We start from the raw sequence: 14,673 nt of genomic DNA, 5'->3' as shown, positions 1-14,673 counted from the left end.
GCCTCAGCGCGCGACGGTGGCGGAGGCGGCGTCGGGCGTTGCAGCCGCCACGGGGCTTGTCACCGGCTTCGCGCCGAGGTCGACCACGCGCACCTTGTCGCCGACCTTCACGCGCTGCGAGCCTTCCATCATCACGCGGTCGCCCGCGGCCAGGCCGTCGATCACCTGCCACTGCGTGCCGACCGCGCGGCCCACGCTGATCGGCCGCTTCGCCACCTTGTTCTCGGTGTCGATCACCAGCGCCGAGGCGCTGCCGTCCGGCGAGCGCGTGACGGCCTGCTGCGGCACCAGCAGCGCGGCCTGGTTCACGCCTTCCTGCAGCACCGCGCGCACGTACATGCCGGGCATCAGCAGCCGGTCGGGGTTGGGCACCACCGCGCGCAGCGTGACGCTGCCGGTGCCGGCATCGACCGTGACGCCGCTGAAGGTCAGGCGCCCGGCATGCGGGTACTTGCTGCCGTCCTCCAGCAGCAGCTGGATGCTCGCCTCGGCGCCGCTCGCGCGCTGCAGCCGGCCGCTGGCCAGTTCGCGCTTCAGGCGCAGCAGTTCGCTGCTCGATTGCGTGACATGCACGTGGATCGGGTCGAGCTGCTGCACGGTGGTCATGGCCGCCGCCTGGTTGGCGGTGACCAGCGCGCCCGGGGTCACGGTCGAGAGTTCGGCCCAGCCGGTGATCGGCGAGGTGATGCGCGTGTAGCCCAGCTGGATGCGCGCGGTCTGCTCGGCCGCGCGGGCCACGCCGAGGTCGGCTTCGGCCTGCTGCTCGGCGGCCTGCGATTCGTCGAACACCTGGCGGCTGATGGCATCGATCTTCACCAGCTCGGCGTTGCGCTTCGCCACCGTGCGGGCCGTGGCCAGGGCGGACTCGGCCTTGCGCACGCTGGCTTGTGCGCTCGCATGGGCCGCCTGCAGCGAGGCCGGGTCGAGCTGGTAGAGCACCTGTCCGGCCTTGACCTGCGAGCCTTCTGTAAAGAGCCGTTCCTTCAGGATGCCGCCGACCTGCGGGCGGATCTCGGCGATCACCGGCGCGGCGGTGCGGCCAGGGAGCTCGGTGCTCAGGGCGAGGGTTTCATGCTTGAGCGTGACGACGCCGACTTCCTTTTCCGGTGCGGCGGCTGCCTTGGATGCGGTGGGCGTCTCCACGCTGGTGCGTGAACACCCTGCGAGCGCGGCGATGGCCAGGGCGGTCAAGAGCAGAGCAAAGCGGGAGGAGGTGTGGTCAGGCATGAATCAGGCAACGGAAGTAAGAAAAAAGCCCCGGATGGAGCGGGCGGGCAGCCCCAAGTTCAATGAGGCGCGGGCGCAAGGGCCGGCTTTACACGCGAGACGCAGCAATTGCAGTGCCTGCAACGCCATATGGTGGCCGCGCCGGTCTACAGGGGCATGACAGCCCCAGGGGACGGCGTGGTTTCAGGCGCGCTGCAGGGCGCGTGTGACCATGTCGTTGGGCGCGAGCCGCAGCAGGTGCGGCAGGAGGCCGATCGCCTTCTCGCGCTCGCCCGCGTGCAAGAGGCCGTTGGCGCACACCGAGAGCGTGTCCGCCAGCTGCGGATGGTCGGGCGCCGTCTTCAGCAGGATGCGGCACAGCATGTCGGCATCGCCGAACTCGCGGATGCGTGCGAACCGACGTGCGAGCCGCGCCATGTCGTCGGGCTTCAGGCGCAGGCCGGGCCTGGCCTGGTCCAGGTAGGTGCGGTAGCTCGCGTGCTGCAGGGCGATCGTCTCGGGGTCGGTGGCGGGCAGGCGGAAGATGCGGCGCGCGGCCTGGTGGAAGTCTTCGCTCGCGGGCTGGAGGCGCGCGGTGTTGAACCAGGCGCGCAGCGTGTCGGTGTCGCCGGGGCGCAGGGCGGCTGCGGCGCGCCACTCGGCGGCGGCCTGCTCGAACTTCATCGCGGCGCCCAGCCGGCGGGCGGCGGCCACGTGCGCATCGAAGCGGTCGTCGTCGTTCACCATTTCCGACTTCACCGTCTCGGGCGTCTTCACGCGGCCCAGCAGCATGGCGCCGCCCATCAGCGCGGCGCCCGTGAGCAGGCCGCCCAGGTGGGCCATGTAGGCGACGCCCTCGTCGGCGAGCCAGTGCTGCATCAGCTCGTTGACGATCCAGGCCGGCAGCAGCAGCAGGGCCGGCGCGCTGACGTAGTTGAAATAGAAGAACAGCTGGTAGAAAAAGCGGATGCGCCGCAGCCGGTACATCACCGCGTACATGCCCATCAGCGCCGAGACCCCGCCCGAGGCGCCCAGCCCGAAGGATCCCTTGCCCGCATAGGCCCAGGCGGCCAGCGCCGAGGCGCCCACGCAGCCCAGCAGGTAGAAGCTGAGGTAGGTGCTGCGGCCCAGCGCCAGCTCGACCGAGGCGCCAAACAGGAAGAGGAACAGCATGTTGCCCAGCAGGTGGCCGGTGCTGCCGTGCAGGAAGGCGGAGGTGATGAGGGTCCAGGGCTTGCTGAACCCGGCGTCCTTGCCGTAGTCCTGCGCCCAGCGCTCGGTGAAGGGGGCGGGCAGCATCGACTCGTACTGCTGGCGGTCGCGCTTCCACTCGGCGTACTGCGGGTGGGCGGGTGTGATGATCTCTTCGGCCTTCAGCTTCTTCTGGAAGGCCCTGTCCTGTTCCATGGCCTGGATCAACTGGTCGTAGACCTCGGCCTTCAACATGCGTTCGCCCAGCTTGCCGCGCTTCGCGTCGGTCTTCTTCAGCCACTCCACGAACGGCGGCAGTTCCAGCTCGGGCAGCACGCTCTTGGCGTAGTAGCGGGCGGCGCGCTCGCGGCCGTTCTCCTCGCTGGTCTGCGGTCCCCACCACACGATCATGTTCACGAGGATCAGTAGCACCGTCAGCCACGGCGGGTTGCGCCAGCTCGGCTTGTTCTCGAGCGGGATGGCGTAGAACACGGTGGGGGGCCGGTTGCTGCTGCTGCGGTGCCGCGATCAGCCGAGCCGCTTGCGGTGGCGCGCGATCTGCGCCTTCACCTGCGCAGGCGCGGTGCCGCCGAGGATGTTGCGTGCGTTCAGCGAACCGCGCAGGCTCAGCACGTCGTACACGTCCTTCTCGATGTTCGGGTTGAACTGCTGCAGCACGGCCAGCGGCAGCTCGGCCAGGTCGACCTTGTGCGAGGTGGCGGCCTTCACGGCGTGCGCGACGGTTTCGTGCGCGTCGCGGAACGGCAGGCCCTTCTTCACGAGGTAGTCGGCCAGGTCCGTGGCGGTGGCGTAGCCGCGCAGCGCCGCGGCTTCCATCGCCTCCGGCTTCACGGTGATGCCGCCGATCATCTCGGCAAAGATGCGCAGGGTGTCCTTGAGCGTGTCGACGGTGTCGAACAGCGGCTCCTTGTCTTCCTGGTTGTCCTTGTTGTAGGCCAGCGGCTGGCCCTTCATGAGCGTGATGAGCGCCATCAGGTGGCCGACCACGCGGCCGGTCTTGCCACGGGCCAGCTCGGGCACGTCGGGGTTCTTCTTCTGCGGCATGATCGACGAGCCCGTGGTGAAGCGGTCGGCGATCTGGATGAAGCCGAAGTTCTGGCTCATCCACAGGATCAGCTCTTCGCTCATGCGGCTGATGTGCACCATGCACAGGCTGGCCGCGGCGGTGAACTCGATCGCGAAGTCGCGGTCGCTCACGGCGTCCAGGCTGTTCTGGCAGACGCCGTCCATGTTCAGCGTCCTGGCGACCAGTTCCCGGTCGAGCGGGTAGCTGGTGCCGGCGAGGGCTGCGGCGCCCAGCGGCAGGCGGTTGACGCGGCGGCGCACTTCGCCCATGCGCTCGGCATCGCGGCTGAACATTTCCACGTACGCCAGCATGTGATGGCCGAAGCTCACCGGCTGGGCCACCTGCAGGTGGGTGAAGCCAGGGAGGATCACCTCGACGTTCTTCTCGGCAATGTCCACCAGCGCCTTCTGCAGCTCCGTGAGCAGGTCGCCGATGAGGTCGATCTCGCCGCGCAGCCACAGGCGCACGTCGGTGGCCACCTGGTCGTTGCGGCTGCGGCCGGTGTGCAGGCGCTTGCCGGCATCGCCCACGAGCTGGGTCAAGCGCGCCTCGATGTTCAGGTGCACGTCTTCCAGGTCGAGTTTCCACTCGAAGGCGCCCGATTCGATCTCGCTGCGAATCTGCGCCATCCCACGTTCGATTTCGGCGTGGTCCTGCTTTTGAATGATGCCCTGGGCGGCGAGCATGCCGGCATGGGCGAGGGAGCCCTCGATGTCGGCCTGCCAGAGGCGCTTGTCGAAGAAGACGCTGGAGGTGTAGCGCTTCACCAGGTCGCTCATCGGTTCGGAGAAAAGGGCCGACCAGGCTTCGGATTTCTTGTCGAGTTGGTTTTGGGTCATGGGAGCCGTCCAGGAGGCAATAATGGGTTGGTCACCCGATGTAACTGTGATGTCTGCGATGCGCAACCCGGCGATTTTATCGGCCACCTCTGGCTCCACGCCCCCGACGCCGTCGGAGAGGGCTCGTGCGCCCCTGCGCGGCGGGCCCTCGCTGTTCGATGCGTGCCAGATCGGGGTGGTGCTGCGCACTGTGGTGTTCGTCGAGGTGGTGGTGGCCATTGCCGCGCTCTTCGTGGTCTCCACGCCCGGCGAATGGCTGGTGCAGACCGCCACCGTCACCGGCGGCGCCTTGCCGGCGACCCTGTTGTGGCTGGTGACGGCCTGCGGGCTCAAGAAGCAGTTGCGGCGGTTGCCGCGCCAGTGGCAGTACGCGGCCGGCGCCCTGCTCGGTGCGCTCGCATCGCTCTATGGCTGCGGCCTCTTGCGCCTGACGGGCGTGCTGGCCAATGCGCCGTGGCTGGCCAGCGGCCTGGCCGGCGCGCTCTTCGCAGGTCTGGTCATGACTGCGATGGCCCTGCGCGCGCGCGGCCAGACGCCCGCCGCGACCACGGCCCGGCTCGAGGAACTGCAATCGCGCATCCGCCCCCACTTTCTCTTCAACACGCTCAACAGCGCCATCGCCCTCGTGCGCGAGGAGCCCGCCAAGGCCGAGACCATGCTCGAAGACCTGGCCGAGCTGTTCCGTCAGGCGCTGGCCGACCCGGGCGAATCGGGCACGCTGGCCGATGAGATCGCGCTCGCCGAGCGTTACCTGGCGATCGAGCAGGTGCGCTTCGGCGAGCGGTTGCGCATCCGCTGGGATCTCGACGCCGCTGCCAGCAACGCGCGACTGCCGCCGCTCCTGCTGCAGCCGCTGGTCGAGAACGCCATCAAGCACGGCGTGGAGCCCAGCCCCGAGGGCGCCAAGCTGCGCATCCGCACCGAGCGGCGCGGCAGCATGGTGGTGATCGAGGTGGTCAACAGCCTGCCGCCGTTGCGCTGGGCCGACGAGCCGCTGCCGCGAGGCCACGGCATTGCGTTGGCCAACGTGCGCGACCGGCTGCGCCTGCTCCACGACATGCAGATGCAGTTCAGCGCCGGCATGGACCAGAAAAACTACCGGGTACGCATCGCGATCCCCGCCGAATCATCATGACCCTCAAGACCCTGATCGTCGACGACGAAGCCCTGGCGCGTTCCCGCATGCGCACCCTGCTGCGCGACTGCACCACGCCCGCCGCCGAAGTGGTGGCCGAGGCCTCGCAGGGCGCGGAGGCGCAGCAGCACCTGGCCACGATGGACCTCGACCTGGTGCTGCTCGACGTGCACATGCCCGGCGTCGACGGCATCGAGGTGGCGCGCGCGCTGCGCAGCAACCCCGATGCGCCGGCCGTGGTGTTCGTCACGGCGCATGCGACGCACGCGGTCACTGCCTTCGAGCTCGACGCGGTCGACTACCTGACCAAGCCGGTGCGCGCCGAGCGGCTGCAGCAGGCGCTGCTGAAAGCCGAGCGCTTCCTGAAGGAGCGCCGCGCGCTGCAGGCCGAGGCGGTGCCCGAGACCGTGCTGATCCAGGACCGCGGCCGCGCCGAGCGGGTGCCGCTGTCCGAGGTGCTGTACCTGAAGTCCGAATACAAGTACCTCACCGTGCGCACCGCCACGCGCAGCCACATCCTCGATGGCTCGCTCAACGAGTTCGAGGAGCGCTATCCGAACCGCTTCCTGCGGGTGCACCGCAATGCGCTGGTGGCCCGCTCGGCCATCCGCGCGCTAGAGAAATACGACGACGGCGAAGACGCCGAAGGCTGGGCCCTCAGGCTCGATGCGATTCCCGAACCCGTCGCGGTGTCGCGGCGACAGCTCGCCGCCGTGCGCGAGGTGCTCAAGGAAACGCGATGACCGACGAACACAAGCCTCCCACGCCAGATAAACCCCCGACTGCGGAGGCGCTACAGCCCGAGCCGGCGCCCCCGCCCCCGGCCGTCGAAGCTTCGGAGACGCCTTCTCCTGCCGCCCCTGCGACCGCATCCGCACCCGAGGAGCCCGCCGCGGAGCCCACCGCAGCCCAGCGCAGGCGCCTGCTGCTGCACATGCCGGTCGACGTGCGCAGCGCCTCGCTGGTGGTGCTCGCCGTGCTGGCCAGCGTCTTCGCGCTGCAGTGGGGCCAGGCGGTGTTCATTCCGCTGATGCTGAGCCTCTTGCTGACCTACGCGCTGTCGCCGCTGGTCGAGATGCTGCATCGCTGGCACCTGCCGCGCTGGATCGGCGCCGCGCTCATCCTCGTGGGCCTGTTCGGCGGCATCGGCTGGACGGGCTATTCGCTCTCGGCCAATGCATCGCAACTGGTCGATTCGCTGCCGATCGCCGCGCAGAAGCTGGGGCAGGCCATGCGCCGCGACAAGGGCGCGAGCGCCACGCCGCTCGAGTCCGTGCAGCAGGCGGCCGCGCAACTGGAGAAGGCGGCCGAGGAGAACTCCGCGCGCGTCGCTTCGCGGCGCGGCGTGGCCCGCGTCATCATCGAGCGGCCCGGCTTCAACGTGCGCGACTACCTGCTCAGCGGCACGGTCGGTCTGTTGAGCGCCCTCGGGCAACTCACGCTGGTGGCTTTCCTTACCTACTTCGCGCTGTGCTCGGGCGACACCTTCCGCCGCAAGCTCATCAAGATCACCGGATCGAGCCTGCAGAAGAAGAAGGTCACGGTGCATGTGCTGGACGACATCACCCGCAACATCGAACGCTACCTGCTGGTGCAGATCCTGGTGAGCGTGGTGGTGGGTGTGACGACCGGGCTTGCGTTCTGGGTCATCGGGGTGGAGAACGCGGCCGTCTGGGGAATCATCGCGGCCGTGACCAACCTCATTCCCTACATCGGCTCGGTGATCGTGCTGGTGGCCGCGGGGCTGGTGGCCTTTTTGCAGTTCAACAGTCTGCAGATGGGCATCCTGGTGGGCGGCGTGTCGCTGGCCATCCACACGGTCATCGGCAACCTGCTGATGCCCTGGCTCACCAGCCGCACCAGCCGCATGAACCCGGTGGCCGTGTTCGTGGGCGTGATCTTCTGGGGCTGGCTCTGGGGCATCTGGGGACTGCTGCTGGGCATTCCGATCACGATGGTGATCAAGTCGATCTGCGACCGGGTGGAAGACCTGCAGCCGATCGGCGAGCTGCTGGGCGAGTAGGGGCGTTCAGCCCGGTGGTGCCTTGCTGCGCGCCGCTTTTTTCGCCGGGAGCTTCTTCACGAACGTGCCGGCCGCATCGAGCGGCTTGCCGTCGTGCGTGCGCAGGTCGAGCTTGCGCACCGGCTTGCCGCTGTCGCGCTCGAGCAGCACCGAGTGGGCCTCGCCCTTGCCGTAGAGATGCTGCTCGCCCCAGTGCCGCAGGCCCACCACCACGGGGAAGAGGCCGTTGCCCTTGGGCGTGAGAACGTACTCCTGGTACATCGTGCCGTCGGAGGCGGGCACCAGCGCGAGCACGCCCTCCTGCACAAGATTTTTCAGCCGGTCCGCGAGGATGTTCTTCGCCACGCCCAGGCTCTGCTGGAATTCGCCGAAGCGCTTCATGCCGTCGAACGCGTCGCGGATGATGAGCAGCGACCACTGGTCGCCGACGATGTCGAGCGAGCGCGCCATCGGGCAGGTGTCTGATTTGAGGCTTCGTCTCTTGGCCATGGCCTGTATTAGACCGGGGTTGGCCTTCCGGTGGCAAATAAAAACCTGAATGCCTGCACCGCAACTGATGGGAATCGATTGTCCGTAAGGTGCCCGGCATGCCCTACCTCCAGCTCGATGTGAACGGCCGCCATGAAGTGGCCGACAAGAAGCGCCTCGCGCGCAAGCTCTGCGAAACCTATGCGCACCTGATGAGCGTGGACATCCGCCGCATCAGCGTCGCGATCCGCGAGGTGGGCGAGGGCGGCGTTTGGCGCATGGTGGACGGCGAGCCGACCGAGGTGTCGGTGCTCATGTGCGACATCCGGCGCGGCCGTTCCGCCGAGTTGCGGCTCGAAGTCGCGAAGGCCCTGTGCCGCGATTGCATCGACGTGCTGGGCCTGCGCGAGGACCGGCTCAACGTCGAATTCACCCAGCATTCGGGCGACGAGATGTACCACCCGACGCTGGGCGGCTACAGCCCGGAATGGTCGGAGGATGAAACGCACCTGAAAACGTGACCGACTTCGAGCCCAGGTGCTTCGGGCCCCGGGCTCGATGGTGCTGCGGCGTCAGTCCATTCGCTGCAGCTGAACGTCATTGATTGCGACGCTGCCGGAAGCTTTGGGGAACCTGAATGCTACTTGCTTGATGTGTTCGAGGTCCACACCATGCAGTGCAAACGCCTTGAGCGGGATCGCCACCATGTTCAGCAGCGGCCGGGTGGTCGCCGTGTTCGCGTAGATCGCGTCCTCGGGTGCATCGACCAGCGGGATCGTGCCATTGCGCTTGCGCGCGATGCCATAGAGCGCATCGCTGAAATCGCTGCCTTTGATCGCCACCTTGCGGTCCGTCGTATCGACGACAGTGACCTCGACCTCCTGCCCGATAGGGGCCACGACGGCCACCCTGAAGCTGAGGGTGTCGAAGCCCTTGGCCGAAAGGTCGCCGGTGTTGACGGTCATGGCAGAGCCAGGCTTGTCCCACTGCAGTTGGGCTTGGTCGGTGACCGACCAGATCAGCAAGGCCTTTGGGTCGGTGTACCTGGGGTCGTAGTTTTCGCCTTCCGTGAACAGAGAAGCGACAGAAAGCTTTGTCACAGGATCCGTGCACGCAGCGTTTCTGGCGGGTGCAGCCCATTCACTGATCCCCAGGAACTGGCATTGCACGGTCTGTTCGAAGTTTTCGAGGACGGTCAACAGTCCACTCGGATTTTTCGCGATGCTGTCGGCGCTGCGGAAATCCTGAAGCAGCTTGCGCTGGGCCGCTGGTTGATGGATCGTCAATACCACGCGCTCGTCGCAGCTGGTTTCGCCACCCGGGCAGGCCATCGTCGGGATGGGGGCTTGCCCTTTCCAATACGGTGCGAACTGAGCTTCGTCGCCGACGAAGTAGCGCATGAACGACTCCATCAAGAAAGCGCCGTTGCGCCGTTGATCGGGAGGCGTCAGTCGCAGCGTCTCGATCATCGTGGGGTTCTTGCAATCGGGAGGAGTGGTCCATGCCGCGTCGTCGGACTCGGACCAATAGCTGTTGTAGAAATTGTGATTGGCCCCCCTTACGGCGATCTGGAATTTGGGGGCGCTTTCATCCTCGGCCGTATAGCGGCTGTCGTCGAAGATCTGTGCGCCCGCCAGATTGGAGACGTCACCATCGCAGGTGGGCAGCAAGGTCGCAAACGGCACATGGGTCACGCGCGACAGTTGCTTCGCGTTGATCGGCGCCAGCGAGAAGACCGCGCGGAGCTTGTGGGGCGCTTCGCTGCTGGAAGGAAGCACGATGCCGGACTGAAGCAGGGCGTCCGGAGACGTCGTCTGCGCCAGCCATTTCGTACTGTCCGCATTGATGCTTCTCAAGCGGATCGCGCTCGCGTCCCTGACCTTGATCTTTGTTGTGTCCAGTGCAGCCTTTTCCGCACGGAGTTTTGCCTGCGCATCCAGCGCTTGAATTTGCAGTTGTTGCGCTTCCTGCGTCATGAAATCGATCAAAGACGAAGGCGCGGGGGGTGACAGCGCCTGCGCAGCAGCCAGTGCTGCCTTCGCCTTGCTGAGCTTTGCGCTGGCTGCAGCATCGGCAGCGGTGGCGCCATCGACGCGCGTTTGGGCTTGTGCCTGTTCGGTCTTTGCAAGAGCGAGAGCCGTGCGAAGTTCGCGCGCCGCCTCGACGTCCTGGTAGCTGATGCCGATGCGCTGTTTGTTCAGTTCCACCGCATACGCCACCGCTTCCGCACCACGTGAGTGCCCGAGGATACCCACCCGGTCGAGGTCCAGTTTTCCCTTGAGCCCCGCCAGTTCGACGCCGTTGAAGACGCCCGTGGCATTGCCGGCACGCAACAGATCGAGCGTTGTCATGAGCAATTGCCCGCGCGCAAGCGCCCCCGCGTCGGACGCAGTTTTGCCTTGGCTCCAACCGTTGATTTTCCCCGCGTCGATGGAGACTGCCACATAGCCGTTCTCGGCCAGACTCTTCTGCAGGTAGTCATAGCCCTTGGCATTGTTGAGTTCGGAGGAGTCGTGCATGCCGTGCAGGAACACCACCACCGGATACCCTCCCGTGGATGACAGCTTGACCTTGGACATACCGGCCGTCCCGGCCTCACCGGTCGGATACCTCACCGTGCCGCGCACCGGCACGGTATAGATCACGTCCTTGTACCGCGCGTCGGAAACCGCCGTGGTGCCGAAGCCATAGACGATCTGCCCCGAGCTCACGAAGCTGCCCTTCTCGCCGAATGGCACCGTGGACGAGAACCGTGTGATGACGGATGGGTCTTCCGGCTGCGGCATCACGGTCACTGGCGCCGTGGGGGCGGGGTCGGAAGGCGCCGTCGTACTGGAGGGCGGCGCTGTGGATGGTGTCGGTGTGAACGACATCGCACCTCCTCCATCACCTCCGCCACATCCACTCAACAGCGCGAAGGCAAAAAGAAAGGCGCACCCTTTCAGCACGTGCTTTGCACGTTCATTTTTCATTTCAATCTCTCCCTGATCCATTGCAAGACAGGAGTGACTGGCGCTTGGCGAACAGCTCACTCCAACAAGTGTCTGATTCGCAAGCACGCGCATTTCCAACGACTGGCGTTATCGCCAACGCGTTGCATTACGCATCCCCCGTAAAAGACGGACGACAAAAGCAAGTCCTGTGCCTCGGTCGCTGTTTGTCGTTCGCGGGGCGCGTGACGCGGCGCGCGTGTTTGCGCACTGGCCATGCATATGTAATGACTGGGCTCAGCGCAAGGCGCGCTGCATCAACACCGTATCCACCCACCGCCCGAACTTGAACCCGACATCGCGCAGCACGCCCACCTGCGTGAATCCCAGCCGCTCGTGCAGGCCCTGCGAGCCGGCGTTCGCGCTGTTGCCCACCACCGCCACCATCTGCATGAAGCCGCTCTCGGTGCAGCGCGCTATCACCGCTTGTAGCAGCGCCTTGCCGATGCCGTGGCCGTGCATGCCGTGCGCGACGTAGATCGAGTCTTCCACCGTGTGGCGGTAGGCCGAGCGGGCGCGGTAGGGGCTCGCGTAGGCATAGCCGACCACCTCGCCGTTCTTCAGCGCGACCAGGTAGGGAAGGCCGCGCCGCAGCACCTCGGTGCGGCGCGCCTGCATCTCTTCGACGCTGGGCACTTCTTCCTCGAAGGAGCACAAGTCGTGCTGCACGTAGTGGCTGTAGATGGCTTGCACCGAGGCCATGTGGTGCGGCCCGGCATCGAGGATTTCAATGGCGGTGGAAGCGTGGGACAAGAGGGTTTGTGAACGCATGCCCTGAATCTTGACGTTCCACCATCGATAAGAGAAGCTTTGCTGACATATGCAAAGAATAACAAATACTTTGGACAAGACACTGAACCTCGACCAGCTCAAGTCCTTCGCGCTGGTGATCGAAACCGGCAGCTTCTCGGCCGCGGCCGACCGGCTCGGCCTCACGCAGCCGGCCATCAGCCTGCAGGTGCGCCAGCTGGAGCGCAGGCTCGCGGTGCGGTTGATCGAACGGGTCGGCAAGCGCGCGAGGGCCACGCCGGCCGGCATGGAGTTGCTGCGCCATGCACAACACATCGAGACCGCGGTGGACAACGCCATCGACGCCCTGGCCGACCACGCGAGCGGCGTCACAGGCCGGGTGCGCCTGGGCACCGGCGCCACGGCGTGCCTGCATTTCCTGCCGGCCGTGTTGCGCAACTTGCGCGAGGAGTTTCCCGCACTCGGCATCGTGGTGAGCACCGGCAACACCGAGGACCATGTGCGCAAGGTCGAGGAGAACAGCATCGACCTCGCACTGGTCACGCTGCCCGCCGCCGGCCGTTCGTTGAGCGTGACACCGGTGCTCGACGACGAGTTCGTCGCCATCGGCCGCAGCGACCTCGCACCACTGAAGGCGCGGGTCACGCCGGGCGACCTGGGCGCCTTGCCGCTGGTGCTGTTCGAGCCCGCGGCCAACACGCGCAGGCTGGTCGACCGCTGGTTCGCCTCGGAAGGCTTGCAGCCGCAGCCCGTGATGGAGCTGGGCAGCGTCGAGGCGATGAAGGAGATGGTGGCTGCGGGGCTGGGCTACGGCATCGTGCCGCGCATGGCGATGATGGGCCGCGGCGCCCACCCCGACCTGAAGATCAGCCGCCTCGCGCCGCGCATGCATCGCACGCTGGCTGTCGTCATCCGGCGGGACAAGCCGGTCAGCAAGGCCCTGCGCGTGGTGCTCGATGCGATCGCGGCGGCGGGCAGGAAGGCGGGGGCGGTTACTCGGGCAAGGTAGCCAGCACCGGACCGCCGCGCGCCCGGCCGAGCGTGCCGACGATCAGCGCGGCGATCAGCACCAGCACGCCGCTGAGCACCATCGCGCTGGAGATGCCGAAGTTGTCGACCGTGAGGCCACCGATCAGCGCGCCCGAGGCGATTGCCACCTGGAAGCCGCTCACGAGCAGCGCCTGGCCGGCTTCGGGTGCATCGGGCACGGCTTCCATCATCCAGCCGGTGAGCGCCACCGGGATCAGGCCAAAGGCCACGCCCCAGATGAAGACCACCACAGCACCGGGCACGAAGCCGCTGCCGATCATCGTGGACAGCAGCAGCGCCGTCGCGAGCATCAGCGCTGCCAGCAAGGTGGTGCCGCGCACGCTGCGCGCCACCAGGCTACCGCCGACAAAAGTGCCGATGAAGCCGACCGCGCCGTACACCAGCAGCAGCGTCGACACCGCGTTGGGCTCCAGGCCGAACACCTGCTGCAGCAGCGGCTTCAGGTAGGTGTAGGCCGCGAAGTGGCCGGCAATGAAGAACAGCACCGCGAGCAGGCCGACCTGCGCCATGCGGCGCGTGAGCGGCGTGAGGAGGTCGCGTGCGCCGATGGCGCGCGCCGGCGGAATCGCGGGCAGCAGCCAGAGCTGCACCAGCAGAACCACCGCGGCGAGCGCGCCGGTCACCGCGAACGAAGCGCGCCAGCCGAACAGCGTGCCGAGGAACGAACCCGCCGGCACGCCGAGCACCGTGGCGGCCGACACGCCGGCCAGCACCAGCGACATGGCGCGCGCCTTCGAAGCGTCGGGCACCAACTGCGTGGCGGCGGCCGGCGCAAAGGTCCAGAAGCCGCCCACGCACAGGCCGAGCAGCAGGCGCGCGACGAGCATGGTGGCGAAGTTCGGCGCAAAGGCCGCGAGCAGGTTCGAGGCGATCAGCAGGGTGGTGAGCGCGATCAGCACGGTGCGCCGGTCGAGCTTGCCGGACGCGACGATCAGCGCCGGCCCGGCGAAGGCGGCGAGCACGCCGGGCATCGTGATCATGAGACCGGCCGTGCCGTCGGAGACGTTCAGGCCGCGCGCGATGTCGGTGAGCAGGCCGATGGGCATGAACTCGGTGGAGACCATGGCAAAGGTGCCGACGGCGATGGAGCTGACCGCGAGCCAGGCGGAACGGGTTGTCTTGACCAGCCCGGGCGGCGGCGACAGGTCGTCGATGCAGGGGGTGCTGCTGGGTGCATTCATCATGGAGAGGGGTCCTGGAGTGCATCGGCGAAGCGCGTGCCGATGCTTGTTGCGGGAGTCCAGGGAGTGTGGAAGCTGACTGCCGCGCGACAAAGGGGGCTCGCGGCAGTAGTCAGTTTCCCTTCAGCGAACAATCGCCCCTTTTTTGCTGTCGGGCGCGCGATTGCCGCCTCGGTGGTGGCTATCGCCACCCGATGGTGCTAGGCGGGTTGCAGCACCCGGCCGTCGGCCACGAACAGGTCGTCGACCAGCACGCGAAATTCCGCATCCGGTGCAAAGCGCGGCAGGGCCAGGTCCGGCGAGAGGAATTCGATGTCGATCGTGTGCGGCTCGCCGCGCGCCAGCGCCTCGCCCTGCGGCACGATCCATCGGGCCGAGAAGCCTTCCTTGTCGATCACCAGCGCGCCACGGTATTCCCCGGCGCCCAGCGGCACGTCGTGCACCGGCAGTGCCGCCGGCCGCAGCGTGAGCGCGACCCGCCGATGCGGCGTGAACGCGCCCCGTGCATCGAAGCTCGCGGGCTCGGCCTGCACGGGCCGGGGCGCGCGCCGCGGCAGCTTGCCGATGAGCCACGCGATCACGTTGCCGATGATCGGCACCCACAGCACCATCAGCAGCGTGGCGATGTCGCGCGTGGTGGTGCCGCGCTCCGCGTAGTGCCGCACCACCGCGCCCGTGACCGCCACGCACAGCAGGATGATGACGATGAGCTTGCGGCGGAACTGGATCTTGGTCATTGGATGTGCGGGTGAA

General features: G+C 67.1%; 13 protein-coding genes. 5 read left to right on the top strand and 8 right to left on the bottom strand.

The genetic code is table 11. The features are described 5' to 3' along the window. Positions 1 to 3 precede the first annotated feature (3 nt). The 3 genes from ACSFA7_RS23540 to argH all read right to left on the bottom strand — a co-directional run bounded on the left by ACSFA7_RS23540 (position 4) and on the right by argH (position 4,323). On the bottom strand, positions 4 to 1,227 hold the full coding sequence (locus ACSFA7_RS23540; RefSeq protein ID WP_435501585.1) for an efflux RND transporter periplasmic adaptor subunit: 1,224 nt from the start codon (positions 1,225 to 1,227) through the stop codon (positions 4 to 6). A gap of 183 nt (positions 1,228 to 1,410) precedes the next feature. Beyond that, positions 1,411 to 2,889, bottom strand: coding sequence for a rhomboid family intramembrane serine protease (locus tag ACSFA7_RS23535; RefSeq protein ID WP_435501584.1), 1,479 nt, complete (start codon positions 2,887 to 2,889; stop codon positions 1,411 to 1,413). A gap of 36 nt (positions 2,890 to 2,925) precedes the next feature. Further along, positions 2,926 to 4,323 carry an argininosuccinate lyase gene (argH, locus tag ACSFA7_RS23530; RefSeq protein WP_354358138.1) on the bottom strand — a complete coding sequence of 466 codons (1,398 nt, stop codon included), beginning with the start codon at positions 4,321 to 4,323 and terminating at the stop codon, positions 2,926 to 2,928. Between the two features lie 58 nt (positions 4,324 to 4,381). Between argH and ACSFA7_RS23525 the strand changes: the two genes are divergently transcribed. From ACSFA7_RS23525 to ACSFA7_RS23515, 3 genes are read left to right on the top strand one after another with little or no spacing between them, the layout of a single operon-like run. After that, the gene (locus ACSFA7_RS23525) at positions 4,382 to 5,458 is read left to right on the top strand and encodes a sensor histidine kinase (protein ID WP_435501805.1); all 1,077 of its coding nucleotides are present in this window, start codon (positions 4,382 to 4,384) and stop codon (positions 5,456 to 5,458) included. Continuing rightward, positions 5,455 to 6,201: a LytR/AlgR family response regulator transcription factor gene (locus ACSFA7_RS23520; protein ID WP_435501583.1), complete on the top strand. Its 747-nt coding sequence runs from the start codon at positions 5,455 to 5,457 to the stop codon at positions 6,199 to 6,201. The genes ACSFA7_RS23525 and ACSFA7_RS23520 overlap by 4 nt, the downstream gene beginning before the upstream one ends. After that, a complete protein-coding gene (locus ACSFA7_RS23515; protein ID WP_435501582.1) occupies positions 6,198 to 7,481 on the top strand; it encodes an AI-2E family transporter in 1,284 nt (427 codons plus the stop codon). The genes ACSFA7_RS23520 and ACSFA7_RS23515 overlap by 4 nt, the downstream gene beginning before the upstream one ends. Positions 7,482 to 7,487: 6 nt before the next feature. Here the strand turns inward: ACSFA7_RS23515 and ACSFA7_RS23510 are convergent, their stop codons facing one another. Continuing rightward, a complete protein-coding gene (locus tag ACSFA7_RS23510; RefSeq protein WP_435501581.1) occupies positions 7,488 to 7,970 on the bottom strand; it encodes a winged helix-turn-helix transcriptional regulator in 483 nt (160 codons plus the stop codon). A gap of 98 nt (positions 7,971 to 8,068) precedes the next feature. Here ACSFA7_RS23510 and ACSFA7_RS23505 point away from each other — a divergent pair, with 98 nt between their 5' ends. Next, positions 8,069 to 8,470, top strand: a complete 402-nt coding sequence (locus ACSFA7_RS23505) for a tautomerase family protein (protein WP_435501580.1) — start codon at positions 8,069 to 8,071, stop codon at positions 8,468 to 8,470. Between the two features lie 51 nt (positions 8,471 to 8,521). Here ACSFA7_RS23505 and ACSFA7_RS23500 read toward each other — a convergent pair whose 3' ends face one another. Together ACSFA7_RS23500 and ACSFA7_RS23495 are read right to left on the bottom strand one after the other, a co-directional pair. Further along, positions 8,522 to 10,921 (bottom strand): alpha/beta hydrolase, encoded by a 2,400-nt coding sequence (locus ACSFA7_RS23500; RefSeq protein ID WP_435501579.1) that lies wholly within the window; start codon positions 10,919 to 10,921, stop codon positions 8,522 to 8,524. A 255-nt stretch (positions 10,922 to 11,176) separates the two neighbouring features. After that, positions 11,177 to 11,641 (bottom strand): GNAT family N-acetyltransferase, encoded by a 465-nt coding sequence (locus tag ACSFA7_RS23495; RefSeq protein WP_435501804.1) that lies wholly within the window; start codon positions 11,639 to 11,641, stop codon positions 11,177 to 11,179. A 118-nt stretch (positions 11,642 to 11,759) separates the two neighbouring features. Here ACSFA7_RS23495 and ACSFA7_RS23490 point away from each other — a divergent pair, with 118 nt between their 5' ends. Further along, on the top strand, positions 11,760 to 12,698 hold the full coding sequence (locus tag ACSFA7_RS23490; protein ID WP_435501578.1) for a LysR family transcriptional regulator: 939 nt from the start codon (positions 11,760 to 11,762) through the stop codon (positions 12,696 to 12,698). On the opposite strand, the gene ACSFA7_RS23485 is transcribed toward ACSFA7_RS23490, so the two are convergent. Both ACSFA7_RS23485 and ACSFA7_RS23480 read right to left on the bottom strand, forming a co-directional pair. Next, positions 12,682 to 13,923 (bottom strand): MFS transporter, encoded by a 1,242-nt coding sequence (locus tag ACSFA7_RS23485; protein WP_435501577.1) that lies wholly within the window; start codon positions 13,921 to 13,923, stop codon positions 12,682 to 12,684. The genes ACSFA7_RS23490 and ACSFA7_RS23485 overlap by 17 nt on opposite strands. Positions 13,924 to 14,120: 197 nt before the next feature. After that, the gene (locus ACSFA7_RS23480; protein ID WP_435501576.1) at positions 14,121 to 14,657 is read right to left on the bottom strand and encodes a hypothetical protein; all 537 of its coding nucleotides are present in this window, start codon (positions 14,655 to 14,657) and stop codon (positions 14,121 to 14,123) included. Positions 14,658 to 14,673: the final 16 nt, after the last annotated feature.

It is taken from the genome of Variovorax trehalosi (genome assembly GCF_051216415.1).
In the GTDB taxonomy this organism is placed as follows: Bacteria; Pseudomonadota; Gammaproteobacteria; order Burkholderiales; family Burkholderiaceae_C; genus Variovorax.
This window is presented reverse-complemented; position numbering and strand designations above follow the sequence as displayed.

What these genes read in the sequence shown, in the direction of transcription:
- ACSFA7_RS23505 (WP_435501580.1), top strand. Translation starts at nt 8,069, where the DNA reads ATGCCCTACCTCCAGCTCGATGTGAACGGCCGCCATGAAGTGGCCGAC.
- ACSFA7_RS23480 (WP_435501576.1), bottom strand. Translation starts at nt 14,657, where the DNA reads ATGACCAAGATCCAGTTCCGCCGCAAGCTCATCGTCATCATCCTGCTG.
- ACSFA7_RS23540 (WP_435501585.1), bottom strand. Translation starts at nt 1,227, where the DNA reads ATGCCTGACCACACCTCCTCCCGCTTTGCTCTGCTCTTGACCGCCCTG.
- ACSFA7_RS23510 (WP_435501581.1), bottom strand. Translation starts at nt 7,970, where the DNA reads ATGGCCAAGAGACGAAGCCTCAAATCAGACACCTGCCCGATGGCGCGC.
- ACSFA7_RS23515 (WP_435501582.1), top strand. Translation starts at nt 6,198, where the DNA reads ATGACCGACGAACACAAGCCTCCCACGCCAGATAAACCCCCGACTGCG.
- ACSFA7_RS23490 (WP_435501578.1), top strand. Translation starts at nt 11,760, where the DNA reads ATGCAAAGAATAACAAATACTTTGGACAAGACACTGAACCTCGACCAG.
- ACSFA7_RS23520 (WP_435501583.1), top strand. Translation starts at nt 5,455, where the DNA reads ATGACCCTCAAGACCCTGATCGTCGACGACGAAGCCCTGGCGCGTTCC.
- ACSFA7_RS23500 (WP_435501579.1), bottom strand. Translation starts at nt 10,921, where the DNA reads ATGAAAAATGAACGTGCAAAGCACGTGCTGAAAGGGTGCGCCTTTCTT.
- argH (WP_354358138.1), bottom strand. Translation starts at nt 4,323, where the DNA reads ATGACCCAAAACCAACTCGACAAGAAATCCGAAGCCTGGTCGGCCCTT.
- ACSFA7_RS23485 (WP_435501577.1), bottom strand. Translation starts at nt 13,923, where the DNA reads ATGATGAATGCACCCAGCAGCACCCCCTGCATCGACGACCTGTCGCCG.
- ACSFA7_RS23525 (WP_435501805.1), top strand. Translation starts at nt 4,382, where the DNA reads ATGCGCAACCCGGCGATTTTATCGGCCACCTCTGGCTCCACGCCCCCG.
- ACSFA7_RS23495 (WP_435501804.1), bottom strand. Translation starts at nt 11,641, where the DNA reads ATGGCCTCGGTGCAAGCCATCTACAGCCACTACGTGCAGCACGACTTG.